Raw genomic sequence first — 20243 nt, forward strand, 5'->3', positions numbered from 1 at the left:
GTCACCGCCCGCTGAGTACAGGCTCAGAGTTCCACGGACAGGCTAACGCTCAGGTTGCGCGGCTCACCCGGCATGACCCAGACATTGCTGTAGGAACGCTCGTAGTAGGTCCGGTCGAAGGCGTTGTTCAGGTTCACGCCGAGGGTCAGCTTTTCCGTCGCCTTGTAGCGCGCTAGCAGATCCACGGTGGTGTACGACGGCAACTCGAAGTCGCTATCGGCCTGCCCTGCCCGATCACCCACGTAGTTCACCGCGCCGCCAAGGGAGAGCCCGCTGAGATCGCCATCGAGGAATTCGTAGGTAGTCAGCAGGCTGCCGCTGTGGCGTGGCACGTTGAGCAGCCGGCTGCCGCTGGCCAGGGTGTTATCGCGAGTCACCTTGGCATCCACGTAGGCATAGCCACCGATCACGCGAATCGCGTCGGTCAGCTGCCCGGCCAGCTGCAGGTCAATCCCGCGGCTGCGCACCTCGCCGGCGGCAATCTGAAAACCGTCGTTCGCCGGATCGCTGGTCAGCACGTTTTCCTTGGTCAGATGGAAGGCGGCGGCGGTGAGCCCCAAACGGCCATCGAACAGATCAAGTTTGACCCCTGCCTCATAACCCACGCCTTCTTCCGGATCGAAAGTGGCGCCGCTGACGTCCGCACCGTTGTTCGGTTTGAATGACTGCGAGGCGTTGGCGAACAGCCCGACCTCCGGCACCAGCTGATAGAGCACACCAACACGCGGCGTGACCTTTTCGTGGGTCTGCTCGGTGCGCCGGCCAGCAACCTCATTGTCCAGGCGTTGTTCGTAGTGATCATAGCGGGCGCCGATGACGCCAAAGAGCTTGTCGGTAAAGCGAATCTGGTCTTGCAGATTCAGTGCGCGGCTATGCACCAGCTCATTACGGTCGACCGTACGCGCGGGATTGAACGCCGGACGCGACGCACCGTAGACCGGGTTGTAGAGATCGATGTTGCGCAGATTGTTAGAGCGCAGCATGAATTCGCTCAAGGCGTAACGCTCGTACTCGGTGCCGATCAACAGCTGATGCTCAATCGAGCCGGTATCGAAACGCCCGCGCAGCTCCAGCTGGGTGATCGCGTCCTGCCAGTCATAGTCGCGATAGCGCAGGTTGCGGGTCAGCGTGCGGCCGTCTGCTGCGACCTCTGCCGCTTCGGTCGCGTAGCCATCCATCCGGCCCTGCTTGTAGTGGCTGGCCAGGCGCAACGTCCAGACTTCGTTGAGGTCGTGTTCGAGTTCGGCCTGCAGCGTTTCGTTGTCGTTGCTGATCGGTCCATCCGAGGGTTCGCCATAGAACGCTGAGCGGGACACCTTGCCCAGGTCGCCGCCGGGTGCAACCACGCCGCGATCGAAGGTCTGGCGGTTGCGCACCACCTCCGCCTGTACCAGTAATCGGGTATCCGGGCTCAATTCCCAGCTGAAGGACGGCGCGACGAACTGCCGCTCAGCCTCGCGATGATCGCGGAAGCTATTGCCGTCTTCGACTGCAATGTTCATGCGATAGAGCATGTTGCCGTCTTCATCGAGCGGCGTGTTCACATCCAGCGCAGTGCGATAGCGATCCCAGCGACCGGCGCTGAGATCGAGACGGGCAAAGCTGTCCAGCTGCGGCCGCTTGCTGACGATATTGATGGTGCCGCCCGGATCACCGCGTCCGTAAAGGCTGGCCGAAGGCCCCTTGAGCACTTCGACCCGCTCGATGTTGGAGACGTCCGGTGGGTTCATGAAGCCGCGGTTGACGCTGAAACCGTCCTTGTAGAACTCTCCGGTGGTCAGCCCGCGCACGCTGTATTCGTACATGGTCAGGCCGCCGAAATCGTTCTGCCTGGCGACGCCGCCGGCGAAATCCAGCGCCTTTTCGACGCGTGGGCTGTCCAGATCCTGCAGCACGGATGCTGGAACGACGCTGATGGACTGAGGTATTTCCTCGATGGGCGTGTCGGTTTTCGTCGCGCTGCGCGAGCGGTTGGCACGGTAGCCCTGAACCGGTCCATCGGCGCGTTCCTGATCGGCCGTGATGATGACCGAATCCAGTACCGCCGCGTCCTCTGCCACAGCCAGCGGCGCACCCGCCAGCATCAATGCCGCTCCGCAACCCGCCCATTTCACTACCGCACTTGCGTTATTCATGCTTTAACTCAGACACCGATGTTATATCGTAACAATGCTCTCTGTTTGGCATCCGGGTGTCAATGGAACGATTCGCATCCGCTCGAGCTCGACGACCGCTACCGCGCGATTCCTGTTTGCCTGTCAGCCCGTCCTTACGCCGGCGAGTGCAGCTATGCGACAATGCGCGGCTGAAGTTCGGTAGCCACCCCGCATTCATCCGGCAGCAGGCGCAAACGCCCACCGTTGTCATTCACCTCAAGAATCGCTGGATCGACCAGCTCCCTGTCGGAGCGAGCTGGACCGCTGAGTATTGGTATCGGATCGGTATCAGCCTGATTCACGCAGCCACACGTCATTGATAGGTACGCCCTTGATCTCCACCGCCAACATCACCATGCAGTTCGGTGCCAAGCCGCTGTTCGAAAACGTTTCCGTCAAATTCGGCGGTGGCAACCGCTACGGCCTGATCGGCGCCAATGGCTGCGGCAAGTCGACCTTCATGAAGATTCTCGGTGGCGATCTGGAACCGTCCGCTGGCCAAGTGATGCTCGAGCCGAACGTGCGCCTGGGCAAGCTGCGCCAGGATCAGTTCGCCTACGAAGAATTCAACGTGATCGACACGGTGATCATGGGCCACGAGGAACTGTGGAAGGTCAAGGCGGAGCGCGACCGCATCTATTCGCTTCCGGAAATGAGCGAAGAGGATGGTATGAAAGTCGGCGAACTCGAAGGTGAGTTCGCCGAAATGGACGGCTACACCGCAGAATCCCGTGCCGGCGAACTGCTGCTTGGCCTGGGTATTCCGCTGGAACAGCACTTCGGCCCGATGAGCGAAGTCGCTCCCGGCTGGAAGCTGCGTGTGCTGCTGGCCCAGGCGCTGTTCTCCGATCCGGATGTGCTGCTGCTGGACGAACCGACCAACCACCTGGACATCAACACCATCCGCTGGCTGGAAACGATTCTGACGGCGCGTAACAGCACCATGATCATCATTTCCCACGACCGCCACTTCCTGAACTCGGTCTGCACCCACATGGCGGACCTGGATTACGGCGAGCTGCGCCTGTTCCCGGGCAACTACGACGAGTACATGACCGCGGCGACCCAGTCGCGCGAGCAGCTGCTGTCGGACAACGCCAAGAAGAAGGCGCAGATCGCCGAACTGCAGACCTTCGTCAGCCGCTTCTCGGCCAACGCCTCCAAGGCCAAGCAGGCCACCAGCCGCGCCAAGCAGATCGACAAGATCCAGCTGGCCGAGGTCAAGCCGTCCAGCCGTATCAGCCCGTTCATTCGCTTCGAGCAGACCAAGAAGCTGCACCGCCAGGCAGTGACCGTCGAGCGCCTGTCCAAGGGCTTCGACGACAAGGAACTGTTCAAGAACTTCAGCTTCACCGTCGAGGCCGGCGAGCGTGTGGCGATCATCGGTCCGAACGGCATCGGCAAGACCACCCTGCTGCGCACCCTGGTTGGCGAACTGACCCCGGACAGCGGCAGCGTCAAATGGACCGAAAGCGCCGACTACGGCTATTACGCCCAGGACCATGCCCATGACTTCGAGGATGACGTCAGTCTGTTCGACTGGATGAGCCAGTGGACTCAGGGCGGCGAGCAGCTGGTGCGCGGCACCCTCGGCCGCATGCTGTTCTCCAACGACGAGATCCTCAAGTCGGTCAAGGTCATCTCGGGTGGCGAACAGGGCCGCATGCTGTTCGGCAAGCTGATCCTGCAGAAGCCCAACGTGCTGGTGATGGACGAACCAACCAACCACCTCGACATGGAATCCATCGAGGCACTGAACCTCGCCCTGGAGAACTACCCGGGCACGCTGATCTTCGTCAGCCACGACCGTGAGTTCGTCAGCTCACTGGCGACCCGCATCATCGAGCTGTCGGAGAACGGCGTGACCGATTTCAGCGGCAGCTACGACGACTACCTGCGCAGCCAGGGCGTAATCGTCTGATCCTCACCCTGCCCGCGTATCGCAGCGCCTCTTTCTTCGGAGACGGCGCTGCAGACTCATAGACAACGCCTCAGCAACTCGCCGTGCCACGCATCAGCTGGCAAAGCGGCGGGCAAGGAAGTCCAGTAGCAGCGTATTCACCCTCCCCGCCTGTTCGTTCTGAATCCAGTGGCCACACGGCGCCAGTTCGTGCCGCTCCATATCTGGCACCCATTCCGGCATCTTCTTCAGCGTATAGGCCTCGAGCTCACCAACCGGGTCATGGTCGCCGATCAGAAACATGGTCGGCTGCGTGATCTTGCGCCCCTGCAGCGGCTCGGTAACCTGCCAGTTGCGTTCGAAGTTGCGATACCAGTTCAGCGCCCCGCGAAAACCGTGCTCGGCGAACGTCTGCCGATACACCGCCAGATCGTCTTCTGAGCACCAGTCGGGCAACGGCCCCGGCTGCATGTCGTCCTCGAACAAGGTGCCGTCGGCAGGCTTGTTCTGCAGCAACAGGTTCCTTTCCTGGTAATACATCAACAGGCGCAGGGTACGATCAATGTCGGCATCCAGTTCACGCTCGGCGCGACCGGGCTGCTGGAAATAGAGGATGTAGTTGAATCGATCACCGCTGGCTTCGCGCATGATTTCGGTCGCAGGCCGCCGCGGTCTTCCGGCGAAGGGCACCGACATGGTCACCAGCGCGGTGACCCGCTCCGGCTCCAGCAACGCGAGATACCAGGCGACCATTGCGCCCCAGTCGTGCCCGATTAGCGCCACCTGCCGGTGACCGAAATGATCCATGGCCGCACGAACGTCCCCACACAGCGTCAGCACATCGTAGGCCGAGACGTCCACTGGCGCGCTGCTGAGCCCGTAGCCACGCATCTCGGGAACGAACACGCGATAACCAGCCGCCACCAGTGAATCGATCTGATTGCGCCAGGAATACCAACACTCGGGGAAGCCATGCAGCAGCCAAACAGGCCTGCCCTCTTCGGGTCCGGCGCTATAAAGGCTGAGGGATATACCGTTCAGGTCGAGCTGGAAATGGTCCGCAGTACTGTTCATGAGGCCTCCTGACTGGAGGCCTCACTATGGCAAAGCCAGGCGCGCGTGTGCGCTGTATCAGCAGGGCGAAGGCCGCGACATCCCGCCGATGGATCAGCCCTGGGCGCTGGCCCAGTCGATCAGCCCGAACTGCCAGGTAGCCAGAATCAGCAGGCCGAAGCCGATCCGGTACCAGGCGAACGCCGCGTAGCTGTGATTGCCGATGAACTTGAGCAGCGCCCGCACGGCAAGCATCGCGAAGATGAACGAGGTGACGAATCCGACCGCGAACACGGCGAAATCGCCCGGCTGAAAGAGCTCGCGGTACTTGTAGCCGGAGTACACCGCCGCGCCGACCATGGTCGGCATGGCCAGAAAGAACGAGAACTCGGTAGCCGCCTTGCGCGACAGGCCGAACAGCAGGCCGCCAATGATGGTCGACCCCGACCGCGAGGTGCCGGGCACCAGTGCCAGGCACTGGGCGAAGCCGACTTTCAGTGCCAATGCCCAGTTCATGTCGTCAACGGTTTCGGCACGAATGGTGTGATCACGCCGTTCGGCCCAGAGCATCACGACACCGCCGATCACCAGCGCGGTGGCTACGGTGATGGGGTTGAACAGGTATTCGTGGATCAGGTCGGCAAAAGCGACACCGAGGACAACTGCAGGCATGAAGGCGATCAGCAGGTTCAAGGTGAACTTTTGTGCCTGAGACTCCTTGGGCAGGCCAATCACTACGTCCAGGATCTTGCGCCGATACTCCCAGATCACCGCGAGAATTGCCCCGAGCTGAATGATGATGTTGAAGGCCAGCGCCCGCTCGCCACCAAAACCGATCAGGTCCGCAACAATGATCTGGTGACCGGTACTGGATACCGGCAGAAACTCGGTTACACCCTCGACCACGCCCAGAATCAACGCCTGAATCGCAACCCAAAGATCCATCTATTCCCCTAAAGCGATGCAGCCCATCGCGACTCAATGCAACCAAGGTATATGTCAGAAAGCCATCTGGCCGGCTGTTCTGACTCGTTCGAGAGAACTAAATTCCTCTGCAAACGAAACGGGGCTCATTTTTAGCCACGGGCGGCCGAAAAGCTATACAGGGTGCCGCGAAACGACCGCATTCAGAAGGTCGACAGCGGCGCGACAGACCCACCGATCAGCCAGAACAAAACGATAAGAAAGTCCATCAGGAGCCCTATTCATGAATCTGCTGCGCAACGTTCCCATTAGCAAGCGCCTCTGGCTGATCCCCGTGGTCGCCGTCGTCATGCTGTTCATCCTCGGCATGCTGATGATTCAGCAGGTCCGCTCCGATTTGTATCGTGGCAAGCAGGAGGCAACTCGGAACATAGTCGAGGCTGCATCCGGCGTGCTCGAGTACTACCGGGCACAGGAGACCAGTGGCGCCATGACCACGAGTGAAGCCTAGAAGGCGGCCATGGAGCAGATCCGCCTGCTGCGCTACGACGGTCAGGACTATTACTGGATCAACGACCTCGGCCCGACCATGATCATGCATCCGATGCATCCGATGCAGCCGAAGCTGGACGACCAGGACCTGTCGAAGATCAAGGATCCGGAAGGCAAGGAACTGTTCAACGAGATGGTCAAGATCGCCCAGCGGGACGGGGCTGGTCTGGTCGACTACATGTGGGTTAAGCCCGGTGAGGCAGATCCGGTGCCGAAGATCTCCTACGTGCAGTTGTTCAAGCCTTGGGGCTGGATCATCGGCTCGGGCATCTACGTGGACGATGTCGAACAGGAATTCTGGAACTATCTGACTCGTTTCTCCCTGATCGGCCTGTTTATCTCGGCAATCATGGCCGTGCTGGTGGCGATCCTGATCCGCAGCATCGTGCGCCCCCTACGCCACACCATGTCGGCGATGGCGAATATCGCCAGTGGCGAAGCCGATCTGACGCGTACTCTGGATGTATCCGGCAACGACGAGCTGAGCACCCTTGGCCGTGACTTCAACCGCTTCACCCAGAAACTGCGCACCGTGGTCGGTCAGCTGTTCGAGACAGCCGGCGCGCTGGACCAATCCTCCCGTTCGCTGAGCCAGCTTTCCGGTCAGGCCCATGAGCAGAGCCAGCAGCAGATGCTGCAAATGGAGCAGGTCGCCACCGCCGTCAACGAAGTCACCTACGCCGTACAGGAAGTCGCGAAGAACGCCGAGCATGCCTCCAGCGAAGTCGGCAACGCCGAAAATCAGGCGGGCCAGGGTCAGCGCAATATCGAAACGAGCCTGCAGCAGATCGACGAGCTTTCCGCGACCATCGGCCAGGCCGTCGACGTGATTCAGTCACTGGCTGATGAAACCACCAAGATCGGTTCGGTACTGGAAGTGATCGGCTCGATCGCCGAGCAGACCAACCTGCTCGCACTCAATGCCGCGATCGAAGCTGCCCGAGCCGGTGAACAGGGCCGCGGTTTCGCCGTGGTGGCCGACGAGGTTCGTCTGCTGGCGCAGCGTACGCAACAATCGACTGCCGAGATACATAGCATGATCGAACGCCTGCAGAAGAACTCCGGCGCTGCGGTAAACGTGATCATGGAAAGCAATCGCGCCTCCCAGCTCACCGTAGAGCAAGCCAGCCAGGCCGGCGAGAGCCTTGGCGAAATTGCCCAGGCGCTGCGCAACCTCTCAGGCCTGAACGCATCAATCGCCAGTGCCACGCTACAACAGTCCCACGTGGTCGAGGACATCAACCAGAACGTGACCCAGGCGGCCGGGCTGGCGCAGGAAAGCACCCTGGCTGCCGAGCAGTCCAGTGAAGCTGGTAAGCGCCTTGGCGAACTCGCCGATCAGCTGAATCGTCTGCTGAGCCAGTTCAAGGTCTGATAAACCCTCTGCCTGCGGCCCGCCAGATGAGCAGGCCGCAGGCACTTCGACGAAGCAGGCGCCCCGCCCCACGCTCCATCGCGGAGCACGCCCTTAGAGATTCGATACATTTCCCGTCGCGACAGGTTGTCGCACGGGATTTTTTTTGCGTCCCGCGCCGATTCCCTCACGCTGCGCATGCCGTTGCGAAGTTCTTCAATATTTACAGGGAGTTAGCTCAAACGTACTAAGCCGACTCGGCCAGGCGTCAACGTTATACTTTTGGCTAATTGCAAAGCCCTTCAAATTTTTTCGAACTCGCATGTGACTCGTCAGTCCTCTGGGTACATCAACTGCAATGTAAGGCCAACGCCAACGAGCTTGGCTGCAGGTATTTTGGGTATCACACAGAGAGACATGCCCCATGCACACCCCGCTGCGTATCAATGAAGCCCTTTTGATCACCGACCGCGCGTTCAAGCCCTTCCAGTGCGTTGCCTGGACGCTGCCCGAAGGAAACGGTGAAGTCAGCATCACCGTCGTCGACCGCGACGAGGCCCGTCTGCTAGGCCGCTGCAAGATGTCCAGCAGCGTGTTCACCGATCCCGTGAAGCTCGGCGAAACCCTGGAACAGACTCGCGCACAGCTGAGCCGCGACGGCGCGCATCTGTCGCCCTGGCACATGCCAGAGTAACCATGGCTTGCAACGAACAAAGGCCTGCGGCGGTGCCCCAGGCCTTTTTTCATGCCCCGAATTCGGCTACGCCAACTGCTCTACTGATCCATTCGCGTGTTTAACGGTCCTAAACAACAACACGTGAAACAGGAGAAGCTCATGAAAGGTGCAGAAGCGTACGTCAACGATCAATGGCAAAGCTGCGGCCTCGCCGACCTTGCGCAAGAGCCGGGCGCCCATACCGTCACACTGCACTTCATCGTGCCGCGAGATGCCCAGATGCCGGGCCTGATCACGCATATAGGCGAAATCGCACAGCGGCACCTGAGCGATTTCTATGACGGTCGAGCCGTCAGCCACAAGCCCGCAACCGGCTCGGTGGTGGGCGACGGCAGCGGTGACGGAATCAACCTGGAATTCGAGATAGCAGCCGCGCATTGACCCTGGTGGACGTCGGCGTCAGCCAAAGCCGAGCTTGAAGAAATCGCACCGAATGCCTGGAAGGACGATTCAAGATGACCCCCTTTGACATGCAGCGCATGCTTCTGCACGAATTTCCCTTGATGTTCGTCGCCGAAGTGGCGCTGCGGGCACTGCTGGCCTTCGTTGCCGTATTCGTCTTTCTCAAGGTCAGCGGCCGTCGCGGCATTCGCCAGCTTTCGGTGTTCGAGCTGGTGATTATCCTGACCCTCGGCTCCGCCGCGGGCGACGTTTCATTCTACGAAGACGTGCCGTTGCTGCCGGTCGCAGCGGTGTTCGCCACCCTGCTGGCGCTGTACCGCCTCACGGTGTTCTTCATGAATCGCAGCCCGCGATTCGAAGCCTGGCTCGAAGGCCGTCCCGTCACCATCATTCGCGATGGCATCTATGAGCTGCGCAGCCTCGACAGCCTGAACATTTCTGCCGATGAATTCTTCATGGAGCTGCGCCAGCAAGGGGTCGAGCACCTCGGCCAGGTAAGGCTCGGCATTCTCGAGAACGATGGCAACGTCAGCCTGTTCTTCCATGAAGACCATGCGGTACGCCCTGGATTGTCCGTCCTCCCGCCGGAATACCGGCCGGTCTTCCGCCAGGTGCCGGCGGCCGGCATGTACGCCTGCAGCCGCTGCGGTTTTCCCCAGGCGCTGGAGAGCCAGCAAAGCCAACAATGCCCGCGGTGTTCCAATCCAACCTGGTCGAAGGCGCTTTCCACACAGAGATCGCGCTGATACACGGTCAGAACCGCCATCCTGCTGGCCGGTCAGTTGTTAGAGGCGCCGGAATTCGCTTCCTGGATACGCCTTCTCTACTCACTGCAGCAGGAGCACACCATGCTTGGCGACTATTCATCGATCAACGACCACCTCGACACCGCGCGCAAACATGCCGATCAGGCTGAAACCGAAGCCAAACCCGAGCTCTATCGCGAAGCCATCGACGAGCTGGTCGCAGCCATTCGATTGCTGATGCGCAACAGCAACGAAAAGGATAGTTGAGCCCATCCAAAAGCCTCGCCGGTAGCTACCCCGGCGAGGCCATAGCGGGAACGGTCATACATGCGCAACGACACCCTGATGGACGACCCGGTGCCCCTGGCCGAGGGCACTCGCCCTGTTCCTGCCGATGAGACCGGCGACACCGGTACGCTGCTGTGCCCAACACTGCCGCCGGACCTGCATTACGTCGATGATTCCCAGCCAGGCATCCGCCGCAGGCGACTGCGCGGCAAGTTCGTCTACTTCGAGCCGAACGGCGAGCGCATTCGCGACGAGGAGGAAATTCGTCGCATCAACAAGCTGGCGATTCCACCCGCTTATCGTGACGTATGGATATGCCCGGATGCTCAAGGGCATCTTCAGGCGACCGGGCGCGACGCCCGTGGACGCAAGCAATACCGCTATCACACGCGTTGGAGAGAGATTCGCGACAGCGACAAGTACGAACGAATGCTCGAGTTCGGTGAAGCCTTGCCGAAACTGCGCCGCGATCTGGAAAAACACCTGGCTAGACCCGGCATGGCGCGTGAGAAGGTCATGGCCCTGGTGGTCATGTTGCTGGAGTCGACCCTGATCCGGATCGGCAACTCGCGCTATGCGAGGGACAACCGATCCTACGGGCTGACGACCCTGCGTACGCGTCACGTGGATGTCAAAGGAACCTCGATCCGCTTCCACTTTCGAGGCAAGAGCGGCGTGGAGCACGAAGTCACCCTGCGCGACCGTCGGCTGGCCAGGCTGATGCGCAGCTGCATGGAGCTGCCGGGCCAGCAGCTGTTTCAGTACCTGGATGAAGATGGTCAGCGCCGCGCGGTCAGCTCCAACGACGTGAACCTTTATCTTCGCGAGATGACCGGCCGCGACTTCACTGCCAAGGACTATCGCACCTGGGCCGGAAGCGCGCTGGCACTGGAACGGCTACGCAAGCTGGACGCATCCACGGAAGCCGTCGCCAAGCAGAATCTGGTCGAGACGGTGAAGCAGGTCGCCAGCCAGCTGGGCAACACCCCTGCGGTCTGCCGCCAGTGCTACATCCACCCGGCGATTCTGCAAGCCTTCAGCGCAGGCGAGCTGGCTGATCTGCGCGCAGCGCGCAAACGGAAGTGGCTCAGCGCCGAAGAGGTCGCGTTGCTGGCTTTTCTCCGCAAAGCGGCGGGGCTGAAGCGCTAGTGCTGATGCAGGGTGACGCGATTGCGACCGGCCGCCTTCGAGGCATAGAGCGCCGAATCGGCCCATTCGATCAGTTGCGCATGACTGTGGGTGGGGACGCTGAGGTCCGCAACACCCAGACTGATGGTGAAGCGAATGCGGTGCTGCTCGTGCTGAACCTCGCGGCTCTCCACCGCATGCCGCAAACGCTCTGCAAAGGTCATTGCACCCTGTTTGTCGGTATCCGGTAGCAGTACCACGAACTCTTCACCGCCGTAGCGGCCAGCCACGTCCGAATCGCGCAAATTCTCGCGAATCAGCTCCGCGACCTGCTGAATCACGGTATCGCCTACCTGATGTCCATAGGTATCGTTGATCGCCTTGAAGTGGTCGATATCGAACATGACCAAAGCCGCCTGGCTGTCATAGCGGCGATGACGAGCGTAATCCAGGCGGAGCATCTCTTCCCAGTGCCCGCGGTTGTAGAGCCCGGTCAACCGGTCAGTGCTGGACAGGCGCTGCAACTCGGCATTCGCCGCCTGCAACTGGCGGCGGTTCACGGCGACATCGGTGACGTCATAGATGATCAGGCACACCTGGTCGATGCTGCCGTTGACGCCCTTGAGAGGCAGCAGCGTGGTGTTCTGGTACATGAAGTCTTCCAGCCCGGTGATCGGCTGGTAGTTCTTGAAGCGCAGCAGATAAGGGCGCTGCTCCCAGATGGTGAAAGATGGCGTACCGAGGGTCATCACGCTTTCCACCTTGCGGCGGAACCAGTCTTCATCGACTTCGGGAAACAGCGTGAAGAACGACCGATTGCGCGCATTCTCCGGCTGCAAACCGGAACGGTTTTCCATGAAAGTGTTCCAGACCTCGACACGGTAGTCGCGGTCCAGCACGACGACGCCCACGTCGATGCTCTGGACGATCGCCAGCAACCAGTGAAGCTCGTTCAACTCGGCAGAATTGCTCATGCTCAATCCATCAGGTGGGCAAGCTTGCGGGTCAGCAGCTCGACCGAATCTTCCGTGAACAACAGCAGCAGGTCAAAGTGGATATCGTGCCCTTCCAGGCTGTAGCTGATCTCGACCGCCAGGGTCTTCTTCCATCGGGCACTATTGAGCCGGATCAACTCGTCGATCGATGCGTGCTGCCCCAGCACCTGCGGGTGCCCCTGGGAAAACACCACTTCGATCTGCTCGGCGATTCCGCTGAGGCATGCGCTGATCAGCAGGCTCGACAGATCGAGGAGCATCTCCATCTCCAGATAGTCCTGCCGCCGCATCAGGCGTGCCATGTCGGCCACTTCGGAGTCATGGAACAGCAGCAGCGCCTCGCCTGCGATACCGCCACCGATGTAGCCCTGGCAGACGGCGGTCAACTTCTCGCCGCGCGCGGCATCGGCCAGCGCCATATGCAGCTCGCCGACTTCGAGAATATTTACATTGGGAATCGGCAACTGGATGAACACACCCAGCACCCGCGCCAGGAGTGCCGCAGCCCGCCCCATGGCGATGTTGACCACCTCACGAAAGGTATCGCGAAAACCGATCTTTTCCCCGGCGACCCTAGCGATCAGAGGCGAGACATCATCCAGCAGGCCAAGGCTCGCCAGCGTCTGATGCAGGTGCACCGGATCGGCGGGCTTCTTGATGAAAGCCAGCGCGCCGAGGGCCAGGACACGGCGCACGGCCTCATCCTGAATGTCGGCGGATATCACTATCGTCTTGCACTGCAGCCGTTCTTCGCGCAGCTGCGCGAGGACCTGATAGCCATCCAGCTCGGGCATGGTGAGGTCGAGCAAGAGGACGTCGACGCCACCCTCGCGAACTTGCTCCAACGCTTCGAGGCCGGTGGCCGCCTGACTGACGTCGACCGGCCAACCGGCAGGCAGCGCTTGCAGAAGCTGCTTGCGCGCCAGCGCGGAGTCATCGCAGATCAACAGGGAAATGGCAGACATGTGGTGCGAGCTCTCGTTGCCCGATTAACCTTGGCACGAGAGCTTATCGCAGGAAAGGCGCGCTGTGCGCACCATGAAGGCAAAATAGTGGCATTTCACCTTAAAAACTGCCGAGCGGCCCGGCGGTGCTACTCCGACGGGCTGTTTCGCATCAGTAATAGGCGTTCTCGCGGTTGGTGTGATCGGTCACGTCGCGCACGCCCTTGAGCTCTGGAATCCGAGCCAGCAGGGTCTTCTCGATACCTTCCTTGAGGGTGACGTCCGCCTGTCCGCAGCCCTGACAACCACCGCCGAACTGCAGCACTGCGATGCCTTCCTCGACCACATCGATCAGCGTGACCTGCCCGCCATGGCTGGCCAGGCCCGGATTGATCTCGGTCTGCAGGTAATAGTTGATGCGCTCGTTCATCGGGCTGTCTTCATTGACCATCGGCACCTTGGCATTCGGCGCCTTGATGGTCAGCTGGCCACCCATCCGGTCAGTCGCGTAGTCGACCAGTGCATCCTCGAGGAAGGGTTCGCTGGTGCCATCGATCCAGGCCGTGAAGCTCTTCAGCGCCAGTGCAATGTCGTCAGGCTTCTCCTCGCCCGGCTTGCAGTAGGCGATGCAGGTTTCAGCATACGGGGTGCCCGGCTGGGTAATGAAGATGCGAATGCCGATGCCGGTGGTGTTCTGCTTCTCGAGCAGGTCGGCCAGATAATCGTGTGCAGCTTCGGTAATGGTGATCGCGCTCATGGGAACTCCTCGCAGACATGCGCCGCAGTGTACGCCAAACCACTGCCGCGGTTAAGTCCTAGTATTTTAGTCGGGTTAAACGTGGTCGAGTTCCGGCCGCAGTCGCCGCTCGCGGCGAATCAGAGATTTTCGTAGCGATTCATATCCAGTACGCCCGCTTCCAGTGGCTCGGTTTCTTCGAGATAGCGGGTCAAATCGTTGAAGTAATCCCAGAAACGCGGATGGCTGCGCCGCACGCCCCAGCGGTCGACCAGGCGCTCCAGCTGATCACTCCCCCTGACCTTCTCCAGGGCTGCGACAAATGCCGGCACCTCGGCAGCAGGCACATTGAAGAGGAAATTCGGATAGCTGCTGAGTACCCCTGGATACACCGTCAGGGTGTCCAACCTTGGCTGCCAGCGCAGCGACTCGCCGTACATGAAGGCGACGTTGCTGTGGGCGCGGTTGCGCAGCAGGCTGTATATCTCACGCCGATCGCCGTCGTACTCGATACGCAGCAGCGTGGCCTCCGGCAGATACTGGATCGCCGGCAAGCCTCCGGCGAGTCGGTTGGTCAGACGACTGAGCGCCTGCTCGGCCCCTTGCAGGCTCGCTGGCTGCCCTGCGCGGTAGCACTGGGTACCCTGGCAACGATTGATCGGATCGGGGGCTGCGTTGATGCCGGCGTACATTGCCAGCATCTCTCGAGCGAACGCGCGCTTCGGATCAGCCCTGTTCAGCGTCAGCAGCGAGGGTGTGGAATCGTCGATGGAGGTGTAGGCCAAGAGCAGCTTCAGCTGCCCACCCTGCTCGTACCAGCCATCGAGGATGGCCTGGCGTGAGGCGGCCGGTAGCAGCCGAAGGAAGTTCAGCTCCGCGCCGTTGCGAATCAGGTCGAAGTAAAGCCGTGTCTGGCCCTGATGGGAGACGTTGCCGAACACGTCGAAATTGACCACGAGTTGGTAGTAGGTGCGCTCGAGCAGCGGATAGTCCATCCACCAGAGCGTCTGCGGAATCTCGCCGATCAGCCCTTTGCGCACCGAGGCGCTGTCATGCTGGCGGAAGATGCTCAGCAAGGCATTGTCATTGCCGGACCAGATCTGCTTCCACTGCGCGGGCTTGCCCGCATAGGCATTCATGCGCAGCTGTTCGTACTGATTGCGCTTGACCCGGTAGCTCTTCCAGAACGCAAGCAGGTCGCCCATTTCATCGAACTGCCCGGGCATCGCCAGCAGCGGCGTGGTCTGTTCGCGATAGCGCCGGTCGGTAATGTACAGATCGTGCTGCGGGTCCTGGAAGAACACCCAGAAGTTGTCGCGAATCACGTCCGTGGCGATCTGCCCGCGGCACACCGGCCCGCGGATAAAGGTGCGGACGAAATACTCGGCGTTATCCAGCATGAACTGGTACCGCGCCTCGGCAGGAATAGCCTGGAAAGTCTTGAACGGATTGGCTCTGTGATCTGCGCCGTAACCGGGGATGGCATCCACCGTCGAGTCACCGCTGAAGAACAGCGAACGGACCCGCGCCAGCTTCGCAGCGCTGAGTGGATAGGTGATGTGCGTCTTGTGCACGATCACGTCGGTAATCGGTCGCAGGCGATAGCTGAACCGGGTACCCGGATCATCGTTCGGCCGTCGCGTCGCAATGGCGTCGACCGGCTCGCCACTGGGCGTGCGCGAACGCACCAGCTGATAGAAACGACCGCCTCCCTCCCCTTCGAAGTACAGATGCGCAATGAAAAGGTGCTCATACAACCAGCGGCCAACCAGATTGCCGCGTGCACCGGGAGTGTTGAGCAAGCGTTCCCACTCGTCGATCTGCACGGACTCGGTTGCCGAAGGCTCGGGCGGCGAACTCGCATCGACTGACGCGCCCTGCTCCAGCCAACGCTGTAGGAGTGCGTACTCCGCATCGCTCAGCCCGGTCACGGCGAAAGGCATACCGCCATGCATGTTGCGTCGGGCGTAGCGGTCGAATTCATCCGGCAGCGGGCAGGTGTTTTCCCGGCCGATGCCGATCTCCAGCGCTGACGGCAGCTTGGCATTGGGCGTCAGCGGCTGGCTGCGACCGAGCTCGAGCATTCGTGCCATCAGCGCAGCCTGGTTGCCCTCGCCATTGAGTACCGAATTGAAGCCCTTGCGCCGCCACGCGGCGTCGTGATCGGCGTCGAGAAACAGGCGCGTGGGCTCCTGGGCCTTTACCCGTACGCCGTTGTAGACCGGCAGCTTGTTCGCGCCGCGGGATGCACCCTCACCACTGCCGAGATTGAGTTGGCAGGGCGAGTCATAACAGGCGTGGCAAGCGACGCACTTGGCGGTGAATATCGGCTGGATATCACGCTGATAAGAGAGGGCTTCGGCGCGCGCAGCGGTGAACGAGAGGAATAGAAAGCCAGCGAGCCAGAAACGAAATGACATGCATCGAACGCCTTGAGATAAGTGCGTATTCTATTCGCCTCTGCCGGGTCACGGCCAACGCCTGCCAACCTGAATAATCTTCATGCAAAAGCGCGAAGGCTAAAAAAGCATGCAGCTTTGCTATCATTCGCGCTCTTTTGTCCCAGCTTTTCAGGTAGTCCCCATGTCCACTCGCAGCTCCCGTCTTCAGGCCCTTCAGCAAGCGCTCAAAGAGCGCATCCTGATTCTCGACGGCGGCATGGGCACCATGATCCAGAGCTACAAACTGGAGGAAGAGGACTACCGCGGCGCGCGCTTCGCCGACTGGCCACAGGATGTCAAAGGCAACAATGACCTGCTGCTGCTCAGCCGCCCGGACGTGATCCAGGCCATCGAGAAAGCCTATCTCGATGCCGGCGCCGACATTCTCGAGACCAACACCTTCAACGCCACTCGCGTTTCCCAGGCCGACTACGGCATGGAAGAGCTGGTCTACGAGCTGAACGTCGAAGGCGCGCGCCTGGCCCGTGAAGTGGCGGACGCCAAGACTGCCGAAACACCGGACCGTCCGCGCTTCGTCGCCGGTGTACTCGGCCCGACCAGCCGCACCTGCTCGATCTCCCCGGACGTCAACAACCCCGGCTATCGCAACGTCACCTTCGACCTGCTGGTAGAGAACTACGTCGAGGCCACGCGCGGCCTGATCGAGGGCGGCGCCGATCTGATCCTGATCGAAACGATCTTCGACACGCTCAATGCCAAGGCGGCCATCTTCGCCGTGCAGCAGGTGTTCGAAGACGAAGGTGTCGAACTGCCGATCATGATCTCCGGCACCATCACCGACGCTTCCGGCCGCACGCTGTCCGGGCAGACCACCGAGGCATTCTGGAACTCGGTGCGCCACTCCAAGCCGATCTCCGTGGGCCTGAACTGCGCTCTGGGCGCCAAGGACCTGCGCCCATACCTGGAAGAGCTCTCCAGCAAGGCCGAAACCTTCGTTTCCGCGCATCCCAACGCTGGCCTGCCGAACGCCTTCGGCGAATACGACGAAAGCCCGGCAGAGATGGCCGCGGTGGTCGAGGAATTCGCCTCCTCCGGCTTTCTCAACATCATCGGCGGCTGCTGCGGTACCACGCCTGCTCACATCCAGGCGATTGCCGAGGCTGTCAGCAAATACCCGCCGCGCGTCATTCCGGACATCCCCAAGGCCTGCCGACTCTCGGGTCTGGAGCCGTTCACCATCGACCGCAGCTCGCTGTTCGTCAACGTCGGCGAGCGCACCAACATCACCGGCTCCGCCAAGTTCGCCCGCCTGATCCGCGAGGAGAACTACACCGAGGCTCTGGAAGTCGCCCTGCAGCAGGTCGAAGCCGGCGCCCAGGTGATCGACATCAACATGGACGAGGGCATGCTGGATTCGAAGGCGGCCATGGTCACCTTCCTCAACCTGATCGCCGGCGAACCGGACATCTCCCGCGTGCCGATCATGATCGACTCCTCGAAGTGGGAAGTGATCGAGGCAGGCCTCAAGTGCATCCAGGGCAAGGGCATCGTCAACTCGATCTCGATGAAGGAAGGCGTCGAGCAGTTCAAGCACCACGCCCACCTGTGCAAGCGCTATGGCGCCGCCGTGGTGGTCATGGCCTTCGACGAAGCCGGCCAGGCCGATACCGCCGCACGCAAGCGCGAGATCTGCCAGCGCAGCTACGACATTCTGGTCAATGAAGTCGGCTTTCCGCCGGAAGACATCATCTTCGACCCGAACATCTTTGCCATCGCCACCGGCATCGAGGAACACAACAACTACGCAGTCGACTTCATCGAGGCCTGCGTTTTCATTCGCGACAACCTGCCCTACGCGCTGACTTCGGGCGGCGTATCCAACGTGTCGTTCTCCTTCCGCGGCAACAACCCGGTGCGCGAAGCGATCCACTCGGTATTCCTGTTCCATGCGATCAAGGCGGGCCTGACCATGGGCATCGTCAACGCCGGTCAACTGGAGATCTACGACGAGATTCCCAAGGAGCTGCGCGACGCGGTCGAGGACGTGGTACTCAACCGCAGCGCCAACGGCACCGAAGGCTTGCTGGAGCTCGCTGACAAATACAAGGGCGACGGCTCCGTGAAGGAGGCCGAAACCGAAGAGTGGCGCAGCCTGCCGGTGGACAAGCGCCTCGAGCACGCACTGGTCAAGGGCATCACCGCCTTTATCGTCGAAGACACCGAGGAATGCCGCCAGCAGTGCAAGCGACCCATCGAGGTGATCGAAGGCCCACTGATGAGCGGTATGAACGTGGTCGGCGACCTGTTTGGCGCCGGCAAGATGTTCCTGCCCCAGGTGGTCAAGTCGGCGCGCGTGATGAAGCAGGCCGTCGCCCATCTGATTCCCTTCATCGAGGCGGAAAAAGGCGACAAGCCGGAAGCCAAGGGCAAGATCCTCATGGCCACGGTGAAAGGCGACGTGCACGACATCGGCAAGAACATCGTCGGCGTGGTGCTCGGCTGTAACGGTTACGACGTTGTCGACATGGGCGTGATGGTGCCGGCGGAGAAGATTCTGCAGACCGCCATCGCCGAGAAGTGCGACATCATCGGCCTCTCCGGCCTGATCACGCCTTCGCTGGACGAGATGGTCCACGTTGCCAAGGAAATGCAGCGCCAGGGCTTCAGCCTGCCGCTGATGATCGGCGGCGCCACCACGTCCAAGGCACACACCGCGGTGAAGATCGACCCGCAGTACCACAACGATGCGGTGGTCTACGTCACCGACGCCTCGCGTGCGGTGGGCGTTGCCACGACCCTGTTGTCGAAAGAACTGAAGCCGGCGTTCGTCGACAAGACCCGTGAAGAATACGCCATGATCCGCGAGCGCACGGCCAACCGTAGCGCGCGCACCGAACGGCTGAGCTACGCCCAGGCCGTCGCCAACAAGCCGCAGTTCGACTGGGCCGGCTACACGCCGGTCAAGCCGAGCTTTACCGGCCGCCAGCTGCTGGAAGATATCGACCTGCGCACGCTGGCCGAATACATCGACTGGACGCCGTTCTTCATTGCCTGGGACCTGGCCGGCAAATACCCGCGCATTCTCGAGGACGAAGTGGTCGGCGAAGCGGCTACCTCGCTGTTCAGCGATGCCCAAGCGATGCTGAACAAGCTGATCGACGAGAAGCTGATCCGCGCCCGTGCGGTGTTCGGCTTCTGGCCGGCCAATCAGGTGCAGGACGACGATCTTGAAGTGTATGGCGACAACGGCGAGAAGCTGGCCACCCTGCACCACCTGCGCCAGCAGATCATCAAGCCGGACGCCAAGCCGAACCTTTCCCTGGCCGACTTCGTCGCGCCGAAAGACAGCGGCATCACCGACTATGTAGGCGGCTTTATCTGCACCGCGGGCATCGGTGCCGAGGAGCTGGCCAAGGCCTATCAGGACAAAGGCGACGACTACAACTCGATCATGGTCAAGGCGCTCGCCGACCGCCTCGCCGAAGCCTGCGCCGAGTGGCTGCATCAACAGGTGCGCAAGCAGTACTGGGGCTACGCTCAGGATGAGCAGCTGAGCAACGAGGAGCTGATCCGCGAACAGTACAAGGGCATCCGCCCTGCCCCCGGCTACCCGGCCTGCCCGGACCATACCGAGAAAGGCACGCTGTTCCAGCTGCTGGATGCCGACGGCATCAGCCAGGTCACCCTCACCGAGCACTACGCCATGCTGCCGACCGCGGCGGTCAGCGGCTGGTACTTCGCCCATCCGGAGGCACAGTATTTCGCCGTCGGCAAGATCGACAAGGATCAGGTGGAAAGCTACAGCCAGCGCAAGGGTGAAGACATCGCCGTCAGCGAACGCTGGCTGATGCCGAACCTGGGCTACGACAACTGATCCCGCGGCGGGCGCTTGTGAGCGCCCGCCGTCGTTCCGCTCAATGGAGCTTG

The 20243-nt window shown here is 61.1% G+C and carries 14 protein-coding genes and 1 pseudogene; 8 read left to right on the forward strand and 7 right to left on the reverse strand.

Features of this window, described 5'->3' with window-relative positions; all coding sequences use genetic code 11:
• Positions 1–23: 23 nt before the first annotated feature.
• A complete protein-coding gene (locus CW305_RS09230) occupies positions 24–2084 on the reverse strand; it encodes a TonB-dependent siderophore receptor (RefSeq protein WP_104097718.1) in 2061 nt (686 codons plus the stop codon).
• A 403-nt stretch (positions 2085–2487) separates the two neighbouring features.
• Between CW305_RS09230 and CW305_RS09235 the strand changes: the two genes are divergently transcribed.
• The gene (locus CW305_RS09235) at positions 2488–4077 is read left to right on the forward strand and encodes an ABC-F family ATPase (protein WP_014820158.1); all 1590 of its coding nucleotides are present in this window, start codon (positions 2488–2490) and stop codon (positions 4075–4077) included.
• A gap of 93 nt (positions 4078–4170) precedes the next feature.
• Here the strand turns inward: CW305_RS09235 and CW305_RS09240 are convergent, their stop codons facing one another.
• Both CW305_RS09240 and CW305_RS09245 read right to left on the reverse strand, forming a co-directional pair.
• Positions 4171–5130: an alpha/beta fold hydrolase gene (locus tag CW305_RS09240; protein ID WP_104097719.1), complete on the reverse strand. Its 960-nt coding sequence runs from the start codon at positions 5128–5130 to the stop codon at positions 4171–4173.
• Positions 5131–5223: 93 nt separating this feature from the next.
• Positions 5224–6054, reverse strand: coding sequence for an undecaprenyl-diphosphate phosphatase (locus CW305_RS09245; protein WP_023445318.1), 831 nt, complete (start codon positions 6052–6054; stop codon positions 5224–5226).
• A 262-nt stretch (positions 6055–6316) separates the two neighbouring features.
• Between CW305_RS09245 and CW305_RS09250 the strand changes: the two are divergent.
• From CW305_RS09250 to CW305_RS09270, 6 genes and pseudogenes are all read left to right on the forward strand, one after another.
• Positions 6317–7960, forward strand: a pseudogene (locus CW305_RS09250) (methyl-accepting chemotaxis protein).
• Positions 7961–8363: 403 nt separating this feature from the next.
• On the forward strand, positions 8364–8633 hold the full coding sequence (locus tag CW305_RS09255) for a hypothetical protein (RefSeq protein ID WP_003300411.1): 270 nt from the start codon (positions 8364–8366) through the stop codon (positions 8631–8633).
• 141 nt (positions 8634–8774) lie between these two features.
• Positions 8775–9056, forward strand: a complete 282-nt coding sequence (locus tag CW305_RS09260) for a hypothetical protein (protein WP_104097720.1) — start codon at positions 8775–8777, stop codon at positions 9054–9056.
• Positions 9057–9130: 74 nt separating this feature from the next.
• Positions 9131–9823: a DUF421 domain-containing protein gene (locus CW305_RS09265; RefSeq protein WP_014820153.1), complete on the forward strand. Its 693-nt coding sequence runs from the start codon at positions 9131–9133 to the stop codon at positions 9821–9823.
• A 102-nt stretch (positions 9824–9925) separates the two neighbouring features.
• Positions 9926–10090 carry a hypothetical protein gene (locus CW305_RS23405; protein ID WP_003300414.1) on the forward strand — a complete coding sequence of 55 codons (165 nt, stop codon included), beginning with the start codon at positions 9926–9928 and terminating at the stop codon, positions 10088–10090.
• A 60-nt stretch (positions 10091–10150) separates the two neighbouring features.
• Positions 10151–11260: a DNA topoisomerase IB gene (locus tag CW305_RS09270; protein WP_104097721.1), complete on the forward strand. Its 1110-nt coding sequence runs from the start codon at positions 10151–10153 to the stop codon at positions 11258–11260.
• Here the strand turns inward: CW305_RS09270 and CW305_RS09275 are convergent.
• From CW305_RS09275 to CW305_RS09290, 4 genes are all read right to left on the reverse strand, one after another.
• Positions 11257–12213, reverse strand: coding sequence for a sensor domain-containing diguanylate cyclase (locus CW305_RS09275; protein ID WP_023445314.1), 957 nt, complete (start codon positions 12211–12213; stop codon positions 11257–11259). The two genes, CW305_RS09270 and CW305_RS09275, sit on opposite strands and share 4 nt — an antisense overlap.
• 2 nt (positions 12214–12215) lie before the next feature.
• On the reverse strand, positions 12216–13199 hold the full coding sequence (locus CW305_RS09280; protein ID WP_023445313.1) for a response regulator: 984 nt from the start codon (positions 13197–13199) through the stop codon (positions 12216–12218).
• A gap of 151 nt (positions 13200–13350) precedes the next feature.
• Entirely contained in the window at positions 13351–13935 is a 585-nt protein-coding gene (gene nfuA, locus CW305_RS09285; RefSeq protein ID WP_003300421.1) for a Fe-S biogenesis protein NfuA, read from the reverse strand.
• 119 nt (positions 13936–14054) lie between these two features.
• Entirely contained in the window at positions 14055–16334 is a 2280-nt protein-coding gene (locus tag CW305_RS09290) for a fatty acid cis/trans isomerase (protein WP_104097722.1), read from the reverse strand.
• 163 nt (positions 16335–16497) lie between these two features.
• Between CW305_RS09290 and metH the strand changes: the two genes are divergently transcribed.
• Positions 16498–20190 (forward strand): methionine synthase, encoded by a 3693-nt coding sequence (metH, locus tag CW305_RS09295; protein WP_104097723.1) that lies wholly within the window; start codon positions 16498–16500, stop codon positions 20188–20190.
• Positions 20191–20243: the final 53 nt, after the last annotated feature.

Source organism: Stutzerimonas kunmingensis, assembly GCF_002929225.1.
GTDB lineage: Bacteria > Pseudomonadota > Gammaproteobacteria > Pseudomonadales > Pseudomonadaceae > Stutzerimonas.

What these genes read in the sequence shown, in the direction of transcription:
- CW305_RS09230 (WP_104097718.1), bottom strand. Translation starts at nt 2,084, where the DNA reads ATGCTGGCGGGTGCGCCGCTGGCTGTGGCAGAGGACGCGGCGGTACTG.
- CW305_RS09240 (WP_104097719.1), bottom strand. Translation starts at nt 5,130, where the DNA reads ATGAACAGTACTGCGGACCATTTCCAGCTCGACCTGAACGGTATATCC.
- CW305_RS09245 (WP_023445318.1), bottom strand. Translation starts at nt 6,054, where the DNA reads ATGGATCTTTGGGTTGCGATTCAGGCGTTGATTCTGGGCGTGGTCGAG.
- CW305_RS09255 (WP_003300411.1), top strand. Translation starts at nt 8,364, where the DNA reads ATGCACACCCCGCTGCGTATCAATGAAGCCCTTTTGATCACCGACCGC.
- CW305_RS09260 (WP_104097720.1), top strand. Translation starts at nt 8,775, where the DNA reads ATGAAAGGTGCAGAAGCGTACGTCAACGATCAATGGCAAAGCTGCGGC.
- CW305_RS09265 (WP_014820153.1), top strand. Translation starts at nt 9,131, where the DNA reads ATGACCCCCTTTGACATGCAGCGCATGCTTCTGCACGAATTTCCCTTG.
- CW305_RS23405 (WP_003300414.1), top strand. Translation starts at nt 9,926, where the DNA reads ATGCTTGGCGACTATTCATCGATCAACGACCACCTCGACACCGCGCGC.
- CW305_RS09270 (WP_104097721.1), top strand. Translation starts at nt 10,151, where the DNA reads ATGCGCAACGACACCCTGATGGACGACCCGGTGCCCCTGGCCGAGGGC.
- CW305_RS09275 (WP_023445314.1), bottom strand. Translation starts at nt 12,213, where the DNA reads ATGAGCAATTCTGCCGAGTTGAACGAGCTTCACTGGTTGCTGGCGATC.
- CW305_RS09280 (WP_023445313.1), bottom strand. Translation starts at nt 13,199, where the DNA reads ATGTCTGCCATTTCCCTGTTGATCTGCGATGACTCCGCGCTGGCGCGC.
- nfuA (WP_003300421.1), bottom strand. Translation starts at nt 13,935, where the DNA reads ATGAGCGCGATCACCATTACCGAAGCTGCACACGATTATCTGGCCGAC.
- CW305_RS09290 (WP_104097722.1), bottom strand. Translation starts at nt 16,334, where the DNA reads ATGTCATTTCGTTTCTGGCTCGCTGGCTTTCTATTCCTCTCGTTCACC.
- metH (WP_104097723.1), top strand. Translation starts at nt 16,498, where the DNA reads ATGTCCACTCGCAGCTCCCGTCTTCAGGCCCTTCAGCAAGCGCTCAAA.